At 74.2% G+C, this 8,990-nt stretch carries 6 protein-coding genes; 2 read left to right on the top strand and 4 right to left on the bottom strand.

Features of this window, described 5'->3' with window-relative positions:
• Window positions 1-26: 26 nt before the first annotated feature.
• The 3 genes from car to ACFU7Z_RS29825 all read right to left on the bottom strand — a co-directional run bounded on the left by car (window position 27) and on the right by ACFU7Z_RS29825 (window position 4,970).
• Window positions 27-3,569 carry a carboxylic acid reductase gene (gene car / locus ACFU7Z_RS29835; RefSeq protein ID WP_380780878.1) on the bottom strand — a complete coding sequence of 1,181 codons (3,543 nt, stop codon included), beginning with the start codon at window positions 3,567-3,569 and terminating at the stop codon, window positions 27-29.
• 93 nt (window positions 3,570-3,662) lie between these two features.
• Entirely contained in the window at window positions 3,663-4,373 is a 711-nt protein-coding gene (locus tag ACFU7Z_RS29830; RefSeq protein WP_380745121.1) for a FadR/GntR family transcriptional regulator, read from the bottom strand.
• A 69-nt stretch (window positions 4,374-4,442) separates the two neighbouring features.
• The gene (locus ACFU7Z_RS29825) at window positions 4,443-4,970 is read right to left on the bottom strand and encodes a hypothetical protein (RefSeq protein WP_380780876.1); all 528 of its coding nucleotides are present in this window, start codon (window positions 4,968-4,970) and stop codon (window positions 4,443-4,445) included.
• A 112-nt stretch (window positions 4,971-5,082) separates the two neighbouring features.
• On the opposite strand from ACFU7Z_RS29825, the gene ACFU7Z_RS29820 reads away from it, so the two are divergent.
• Entirely contained in the window at window positions 5,083-5,949 is an 867-nt protein-coding gene (locus ACFU7Z_RS29820) for a GNAT family N-acetyltransferase (RefSeq protein WP_380780874.1), read from the top strand.
• A 107-nt stretch (window positions 5,950-6,056) separates the two neighbouring features.
• Here the strand turns inward: ACFU7Z_RS29820 and ACFU7Z_RS29815 are convergent, their stop codons facing one another.
• Window positions 6,057-6,896, bottom strand: coding sequence for a helix-turn-helix domain-containing protein (locus ACFU7Z_RS29815; RefSeq protein WP_380780872.1), 840 nt, complete (start codon window positions 6,894-6,896; stop codon window positions 6,057-6,059).
• Window positions 6,897-7,127: 231 nt separating this feature from the next.
• Here ACFU7Z_RS29815 and ACFU7Z_RS29810 point away from each other — a divergent pair, with 231 nt between their 5' ends.
• Window positions 7,128-8,594, top strand: a complete 1,467-nt coding sequence (locus tag ACFU7Z_RS29810) for an MFS transporter (RefSeq protein WP_380780870.1) — start codon at window positions 7,128-7,130, stop codon at window positions 8,592-8,594.
• The last annotated feature ends 396 nt before the right edge of the window (window positions 8,595-8,990 follow it).

The raw sequence follows: 8,990 nt of genomic DNA, 5'->3' as shown, positions 1-8,990 counted from the left end.
GCCCCGCGGCGGCCACGGAGGTGGTGTCAGATCAGGCGGTGCGCCCGGAGGTCGGCCACGTACTTGGTGATCAGCTCCGGCGACAGCCGGGGGATGTCGTTCCCGTCGCCGAGGGCCGCGGCCCGGACCGCCGCCCGGAACCGGTCCGCCGGCAGGGCGGACCCGGCGACCGGCTGGGCCGGCTCGGCGAAGGCGTGCAGCAGCGGGAGCAGCGAGTGCTGCCGCCGGCGGTCGGGCAGGCCGTGCAGGGCGGTCTCGAAGCGCTCGATCCACTCGGCGTGGTCCTGGACGCGGGTCAGGGGGTGCCCGGCCGCCGCCAGCCAGTCGACCACGGTGTCGAGCGAGATGCCGTCGTCGTGCGGGTTGACCACGTTGTACGTCCGGTAGCCCTCCCGTGCGTCGTCGCCGAGCGCGGTGACGGCCCGCGCGGTGAAGTCCACCGGGAGCGCGTCGTAGTGCGGGCGGCCGTCGCCGGTACCCCGGGCGTAGAAGCTGCCGGGTGCGACGCCCGTCGCCAGCAGGCTCAGCACGAGGCGGGTGAAGACGTCCGGGACGTTGAGCTGACCGCGGTAGCGCGGGTGCGCGAGGATCATGTTCGAGCGGAAGACGGCGACCGGCAGGCCGAACCTCTCGTGCGCCTCGCGCAGCAGCACCTCGCCGGCCCACTTGCTGGCCGCGTAGCCGTCGGCGTAGTCACCGTCGAGGTCGCGTACCCCGCCGGCGGTGCGGATGTCCGCCCACTCGTCGGCGGCCGCCGCGTTCCCGAAGACGACGGCGACCGTCGACAGGTAGGTGAACCGCTTGGTCCGGGAGGTGACCGCGAGCCTGATCAGCTCGGCCGTTCCCAGCACGTTGGGGCCGAACAGCTGGCCGTAGGGCAGGACGTGGTTGACCTGTGCCGCCGGGTGGACGATCAGGTCCACGGTGTCGGCCAGCCGCTGCCAGGTCTCCTCGTCGAGTCCGAGACGCGGCTCCCCGATGTCGCCGGCGACCACCTGGAGGTGCCGGGCGGCGGCCGCGCGGTAGCGCTCCACGAGGTCCGGGTCGCCGCTGTCGAAGGCCGCGTCGAGCCGGGCCCGGGCGTCCTCGGCACAGGAGCCGCGGACCACGCACACCAGCGTGCCGCCGCGCTCTGCCACGCGCTCCAGCCATTCGAGGCACAGGAAACGGCCCAGGTAGCCGTTGGCGCCGGTCAGCAGGACGGTCCGGGCCTCGGGCAGCGGACCGGCCGGCCTCCGCCCTTCGGCCTGCTCGACGGTCCGCGGGTCGAGGAACGCCTCCAGCCGCAGTTGGGCCGCGTCGAGCCGCGTCGCGTCCGGGCCGTGGACGCTGTCGGCGGTGGGACGGCGGTGGTCCGCCGCGAGCGCCCGCTCGACGTGATCGGCCACCTGCCGCAGCGAGTTGACCGGGTTGACGATCACGTCGACCGGGACGTCGACGTGGAAGATCTCCTTCATCAGCTGGGAGAAGGACAGCGCCGTGAGGCTGTCGCCGCCGAGTTCGAGGAAGCGCGTGTCGGGCTCCACGACACCCTCGTCCAGCCCCAGGAGCGCCTGCGCGGCCCGGAGCACGGTCGCCGGCGGCGGCTGGTCGGTGCCGGCCTGACGCAGCGTCCGGAGTTCCTCGGCCTCGCGGTCGGACAGCTCGGTGTACAGCGCTTCGAGACGCTCGCCGTACCGCTTCGTCAGGGCCGGCCGCAACGGCTTGCGCACCCCGGAGAGCAGCCCGTTCTCCTGGGTGAACGGCTCGGTCTCGACGAGCAGGTCCCGGGGGATCTCGTAGGAGTTCAGCCCCGCCCCGGCGGCGGTCTCCCGCAGGGACTCCCGCAGGACCGCCCTGAGGCGCCGGGCGTCCCCGTCGACGCGGTCGAGGGCGTCCCGGGTCGGCACGACGACCGCGAGCAGGTAGGCGCGGGCGCCGCTGCCGTACAGGAAGACCTGCCGGACGGCCGGGCTGCCGGTGAAGAGCGCCTCCAGGCGGGAGACGGCGACGAACTCGCCCTGGGACAGCTTGATGACGTTGGAGCGGCGGTCGACGTACCGCAGTTCGTCGGGGCCGAGCCGGGCCATGATGTCGCCCGTGTGGTAGAAGCCGTCCTCGTCGAAGACCTCGGAGGTGGCGTCCGGGCGCCGGAAGTACCCCGGGACGAGCCGCTCGGACCTGATCAGCAGTTCGCCCCTGGGGTACGGCGTGTCGGTGCCGAAGTAGCCCAGCTCGGGCACGTCGACCAGCTTGTGGTCGGTCACCGGCGGGCGCTGCACCCGGCCGTCGAGGAAGACGACCCCGCCCTCCGTCGACCCGTAGCCGTCGATCAGCCTGACCTGGAAGCAGTCCTCGACGAAGGCCGTGGTCTCGGCGCTCGGCGGGGCCGAGGCGCTGACGGCCGACAGGAGGCGGCCGCCCATGACCTCCTCCCGCAGCTCCTCCATCACCTGCCCGGCGCTCACCTGCTCGGCCGCGTCGCCGCCGGTCCCGGCCCGGCGGGACAGCTCCGCCCGGTAGTGCTGGAGGAGCAGGTCGGAGATGCGGGGCACCATGAGCAGCTCGGTGGGACGGACCAGGGAGAGGTCCTCGAGGAGCGTCGACAGGTCACTGGACGCCGCGAAACAGGCGAGGCCCCCCTTGGCGAGCGTCCCGAACAGCGCGCCCCTGCCCATCACGTGGCTCAACGGCAGGAAGTTGAGCACGATGGCGGGCCGCACCGGCTGGCCGGGCACGTAGTCGAGCCAGAAGCTCCGGACCAGACGCTCGGTGTACACGGCCCCCTTGGGGGTGCCGGTGCTTCCCGAGGTGTAGATCAGCGAGCTCAGCGTGTCGGGCGCCGACCCGTCGGGGACCCGGGGGAGCGGCGGCAGCGCCCTTCCCCGCTCGACGGTCGACGCCAGCGTGTCCAGGGCCACCCCGCGGCCCAGCGCCGCGAGCCGGGTGCGCGCGGACTCCAGTGTCTCCTGGTGGGCGGTGGCCTCGGGCCGGTGGCCGATGACCACGATCCTGCCCAACGAGGCGGCGTTCGCCGCGAGTTCGAGCGCGACGTCCAGCTGGTCGACGTCCACCACGAGCAGGCGCGGTCCGGTCTGCTCGACGACGGGGGCCAGGTGCGCCGCCGAAGCCCCCGACTGGAGCGGGACGGACACCGCGCCGGAGCGGACACAGGCCAGGTCCGCCACGGCGTACTCGGCGCTCGTGGGCCCGAGGAGGGCGACGAAGTCGCCGGGGCCCAGCGGATGTTCGGGGTGGTGGCGCCACTCGGAGGCCACCGCGCCCACCCGCTCCCGGAGTTCGCCGTAGGTGAGCGTGTCGAACCGCGGCAGGAGGCGCAGCGTGGTGCGGCCCGTCTCCGGGTCGGTGACCGGCTCGGTGGCGCGCTCGCCCAGGGCGGGGCGGTCGGCGTAGGCCTCCAGCACGGTGGCCACCAGTTCGGCGAGCGGCAGGTCGGGGCGGCGGATCGCCTCGGTGACGGCGTCCAGGGGCGCGGTGTCACGGAACTGAGGGTCGGTCGCGTACAGGTGGGCGCTTCGTCGGTCGGTACGCGCGTCGAGTTCGTCGGCGGGGAGGTGCGAGAGGGACACGAATGATCTCCTATGCGGCCGAGAAAATCCTGTTCAGGTGGACGGTGGTGCCGTTCGTACGGGGTGATCGGATCGGTCGGGAGGGCTGCGGGCTCAACGCTCCTCGGCCGCACGCGCGTCGGCGATCTCGTGGTCGCGGGTGAGCCGGACGATCGCGGCGGCGGCCTCGCGGGCGCCGCCCTCGTCCCGGGTCTCGATCGCGTCGACGAGCCGCCGGTGCAGGCCCCCGTGCTCCTCGGCGTGGGCGGCGTTCCAGGTCGGGCCCCCCAGGTGCGAGGTGAGCGCCGTGCCGAGGTAGTCGTACACCTCGATCAGCAGGGCGTTCCCGCTCGCCCGGACGACGGACCGGTGGAAGAGCGCGTCGACGTCCGTGGCCGCGGAGGCGTCCTCGCCGGCGGCGGCCGCCTCGGCGTCGGCCAGCAGCTCCCGCAGCTGCCGCACCTGCCCCTCGCTGCGGCGCAGGGCCGCGGCGCCCGAGGCGTACTCCTCCAGAACGGTCCGCAGCTCCAGCACATCGTCCCGCTTCGCGGAGCCCGCCCGCCGCACCATCACCGACTGGAGCTCGCTGGAGGAGCGCACATAGGTGCCGTCACCGGCTCTGGGCTCCAGCAGGCCGAGGTGCACCAGCGCACCGATCGCCTCCCGCAGCGTGCTGCGCCCGACCCCGAGCTCCTCGACGAGGGCCTGCTCCGGCGGGATCCGCGTCCCGACCGGCCAGCCCCCCGTCTCGATGTGCGAGCGGAGGCTCTCCACGAGCTGGGCGGACAGGCTGGCCGTGCGCCGCGGCGCGCTGATGCGTGTCATGGGAGGACCATATACAAACATCAGACATTTGAACATCGTCTCTTCGGCCCGGGGCCCGGGCATGGAGCGTCACTCCTGGTAGCAGCACCCGCCGTACTCGTCGCAGTCGTACTCGATCCCGCCGTCGGAGCTGTGGGTGCGGCTCAGCTTCCGGTCGTCCACGGGGCAGATCGGGACGAAGGACGGATTGACCTGGAGGAAAGTCGAGTCCTTCAGGGAGAATACGGAATTGACGACGTCGAGGCCGTGTTCGCGGATTCCCTGCTGAATGAAGTCGAATGCGTCGTAGACATGGCCGCAGCCGCACGTGATCGGGGTGCACCTGAAATTCTTCACCCTGACGCCCAGCTCCACCCTGATCCTTTCGGTTTCCTCGGGGGATATCGGGCGGAGTCCTGTGCGGCGGATCCGCTCCGGAGTCCAGAACCGCTCCTTGACGAGTGCGGCCTGGGCGCGGGTCAGGTAGAACGAGGCCGTGGTGCCACTCGTGATCGTGGCGAGGACGATGTCCGCGACGGCTTCGTCGTTCGCTGAGGTCACCACCTTTCCGGTGGCGACCATTCTGTCGATTTCCGCCAGCAGCTTCATGGTGTCCACTTCCTTATTGTCAGTATGCGACCTCCCGCAAGTGCTCACAAGCACCAGGAGAATTACCGGCCGGCCGGTAAACGGGTTGCGGAAATCCCGGGCGGGGTGTCAGATTCCGGCTATGACGATTGTGCTGGGAACGCCGACCGCGGGCGGGGTGCGCGAGGCCATGGGCGCGCTGCGGGAGTGGCAGGACGACGGAGCGCCGATGCAGCTGCACGCGGGGGACATCGGCTGGAACTGTCGGTTCGGCACGGCTGAGACGGCCGCGGTGGTGCGGACCTGGAGCCGGGACGGGCGGATCCTCGCCGTCGGGATGCTGGACTCGCCGACGGTGCTGCGGATGACGGTCGCCCCCGACGCCTTCCGGGACGAGGACTTGGCGCGGCGGCTCGTCGAGGACGTCTCGCTGCCGGAGCGCGGCGTGCTGCCGGAAGGGGCGGTGTCCGTCGAGGCGCCGCCGGGCCTGCTGCTCCACGACCTGCTGACCGAGGAGGGCTGGGGCGTCGACGAGCCGTGGACGCCGCTGTTCCGCGACCTCGCGCGGGCGGTGGAGGACCCGGGCGTACGGATCAGGGCGATCGGCCCGGAGCAGGCGCAGGACTTCGCCGACGTTCTGCGCTCGGCGTTCGGCACCTCGCGGCCGACGCGCGCGTACTGGCACGCGCTGTCGGCCGGGCCGTACTCCGCCGATGCCCGCTGCCTGGGCGCCTACGACGACCGGGGCAGCCCGGCGGCGGTGGTGACGGTCTGGTCGGCCGGCCCGGGGAGGCCGGGGCTGGTCGAGCCGATGGGCGTCCACGAGGACCACCGCGGTCGCGGCTACGGCCGGGCGATCACCCTCGCCGGGGCGGCCGCGCTGCGTGAGCTGGGCTCGTCGAGCGTTCGCGTGTGCACACCGAGCTCCAACGTCGGTGGCGTCGCCACGTACCGGGCGGCCGGGTTCGAGGCGCGGCCGGAGATCGGCGACCGGATCCGCAGGGCCTGACACCGCTACGGCCCGGGCCCTCCGGCCCAGGCCGTCGGCCCGCCCGGTGAGCCGGCCGGGCGCGCCCTCGTCCTGCCGACACCAACTGGTCCCGGGCGTGGGCCGGTTCAGCGGTCCGCCGCGGCCTGCCGCAGGGCGCGGTGGCTGGGGGAGCCCTCGGCCGCGGTCAGGACGACGAGTTCGAGCTTGTGGGTGCCGGGGACGACGTAGGCGGTGTAGTCCAGGTCGAGCCGGCCGGCCCGGGGGTGGTGGAAGCCGTGGCTGCCGGTGGCCGGGCCGCGGACGTCGTGTTCCTCCCAGAAGGCGGCGAACCGGCTGCTGCGCGCCGTCAGTTCGGCCACGAGGCGGTTGCCGCGTTCGTTGTGGGGGTCGGCGGCCAGGGCGTGGCGCAGGCGGTGGACGTTGCCGCGTGCCGTCTTCTCCCAGTCGGTGAGGAGCCGGGGCGCCCGGGGGTCGCAGAAGACGAACCAGGCGAAGTTGCGCTGCTCGGGCCGGAGTTCGGCGTAGTCGAGGAGCAGCCAGGCCTCGGCGTCGTTCCAGGCGAGGATGTCGCGCATGGGGGTGACCACGTGGGCGGGCCACGGGGTGATCGAGGCGAGGAGCCGCAGGGTCGCCTCCGGCACGTCCGGGGCCGCGGCGGCCGGGCCTGCCTGGTGGACGGGGTTTCCGGTGGCGAGGCGGTGGAGGTGGCGGCGGGCGTCGGCGTCGAGCTGCAGGGCGGTGGCGAGGGCGTCCAGGACCTCGGGGGAGGGGCGGCGCTGACGGCCCTGTTCGAGCCGGGTGTAGTACTCGGGGCTGATGCCGGACAGGGTGGCGACCTCGGCTCTGCGCAGTCCGTTCAGCCGGCGGGTGCTGGTCCGGGGCAGACCGGCGGCCTCCGGGGTCAGTCGGGCCCGGCGGGTGCGCAGGAAGTGGGCCAGTTCGGGGAGTGCCGCTGATGGTGCCATGCGGCGAGTATCGGTCGCCTGGCGGCGCGGGGGGTAGCCCTGCCAGGGCCACCCCCGGCGGGGCCTGCCCGCGGCGGTGTCTCGTCGCGGTGCGCGCGGCGGCGCAGAGTGGCTGCCGAGGGCGCCGCGCCACGCGGGCGGCCCTGGTCGCCGACGGGCCGGTTCCGGTGTGTCGGCGCGTTCGCGCGTCCGTCGTTCCCGGAGCGCGTCCTTCGTCCTTGGAGTCCGTCCATGCCCGCACGTCCCGGCGAACCGCTCTCGCCTGCCCCGTCCATGCCCGTACGGCCCGGGGGACCGGAGTCCGCCGGGCCGGGGCCCGATGCCCCGCCGTCCGTCCGGTACGCGCCCCTGGCGGTGCTGAGCGCGGCGGCGGGTCTGGACGCCGGTGGTGTCGCCGTCCTCAACAGCGCCCTGCCCTCGGTGGGCGCGCGGTTCGGCACCTCGGCGCAGAACCTGTCCTGGGCGGTGACCGGCTACGCCCTCGCGTTCGCGGGGCTGCTGCTGTGCGGCGGGGCGATGGCGGACCGGCTGCGGCGTCGGCGGGTGCTGGTCGCGGGCCTGGTGACGGTGGCGGCGGGCGCCGCGCTGGCGTTCGCGGCGCCCGCGTTCTGGGCGGTCGTGGTGGGGCGCGTGCTGCAGGGCGCGGGGGCGGCGATCACCATGCCGGCGGCCACCGCCCTGCTGACCTCGGTCTATGCCGACGGGCCGATGCGTTCGCGCGCGCTGGGTGTGTTCTCCGCCGCGCAGGCGGGCTGCTACGGGGCCGGTCTGGTCCTCGGGGGCGTGGTCACCGGCGCCTTCGGCTGGCGCTGGGTGTTCGCGCTGCAGGCCCTGGCAGCGGCGGTCACCGCCGTGGCCGCGGTGCGGTGGCTGCCACCGGGTGAGCGGCACCGCCGGGGCTCCCTGGACGTGACGGGGGCCGGGGCGCTGGTGGCGGCGATCGCCCTGACCGTCTTCAGCGCGGACCTGGCCTCCCGCCCCGGCGGCGGCCCGTTCGCGGGCGCGCTGCTGGCGGCCGCCGTGGCCGGGGGTTGGCTGTGGTGGCGCCGCGGGCGCACCCGGGGCGGGGACGCGGTCCTGCTGGACCGGGACCTTCTGCGGACGCCCGGCGTGCGGACCGCGGCGGTGGTGGCCGGCGCGTTCTACTTCTGCGTCACCGGGTCGCTGTTCCTGCTGCCGCTCTACCTCCAGCAGGTGCGCGGCATGCCGCCGGCCGTCTCGGGCCTCGCGGTCCTCCCCGTCAGCCTGGCCGTGGCCGCGGCCGCCCTGGTCTCCGGGCGGCTGATGAGGACCCGCGGACCGCGCCCGCTGCTGGCCGCGGGCCTGCTGCTCACCGCCGGCGGCGTGCTGCTGTGGTGCGCGGCGGGGGAGCACAGCCCGTACCTCGGGCCGGTGCTGGCCGGCCTGGTCGTCACCGGCATCGGGCAGGGCCTGGCCTTCCCCGCCATCACCGTCACCGGTCTGCGCGACGTGCCGGACCAGGCCCACGGCACCGCCTCGGCGGTCACGGCCACCGCCCTGCAGATCGGCAGCGGCATCGGCCCCACCGTCCTCGCCGGCATCGCCCAGAGCGTCGGCGCGGCGGGCCACGGCGAGCTGTCCCTGGGCGGCCACCACCTCGCCTACGCGGCGGCGGCCGTACTCCTGCTGCTCGTCGGCCTCCCGGCCACGGCCCGTCTCGGCAGGCGGGGCGGCTGACGGCGCCACTGTGCCGGGCGCCGAGTGCCGGGTGAACCCGAGGGGAAGGCCCCGCCCCAGCGCGGTGAAGTCTCGGTGGTCGTGACCCGGGATTTGCATGAACCAGTCAACAGGGCTGTCCGTCAGTGCTATGTTACCCGGCGGTTCGAGAGTCCGTGCGACGACTCCGAGCTGTGCGTCCCGCCACAAGTCACCACTGCCTCAGCACCGTTGACCCCGAAGGGACCCTCCACGTGACCGTGCGCAAGCTGACGCTGTCAGCCGCGGCGACAACCACCGTGCTCCTCCTCTGCGGCGCCGCCCTCACCGGGGCGGGGGGGGCGCCCCCCCCCCCGGCGCCCACCCCCCCCACCCACACCCCCCCCCCCACCGCCCCCCCCCCCCCCGCGCCCCCCC

This window comes from Kitasatospora sp. NPDC057518, from assembly GCF_042802075.1.
GTDB lineage: Bacteria > Actinomycetota > Actinomycetes > Streptomycetales > Streptomycetaceae > Kitasatospora.
Note: the sequence above shows the minus strand (reverse complement) of the source record. Positions and strands in the feature narration are given on the sequence as shown.

Excerpts from the sequence above, each read along its gene's own strand:
- ACFU7Z_RS29830 (WP_380745121.1), bottom strand. The coding sequence starts at position 4,373 with ATGACACGCATCAGCGCGCCGCGGCGCACGGCCAGCCTGTCCGCCCAG.
- ACFU7Z_RS29820 (WP_380780874.1), top strand. The coding sequence starts at position 5,083 with ATGACGATTGTGCTGGGAACGCCGACCGCGGGCGGGGTGCGCGAGGCC.
- ACFU7Z_RS29815 (WP_380780872.1), bottom strand. The coding sequence starts at position 6,896 with ATGGCACCATCAGCGGCACTCCCCGAACTGGCCCACTTCCTGCGCACC.
- ACFU7Z_RS29810 (WP_380780870.1), top strand. The coding sequence starts at position 7,128 with ATGCCCGCACGTCCCGGCGAACCGCTCTCGCCTGCCCCGTCCATGCCC.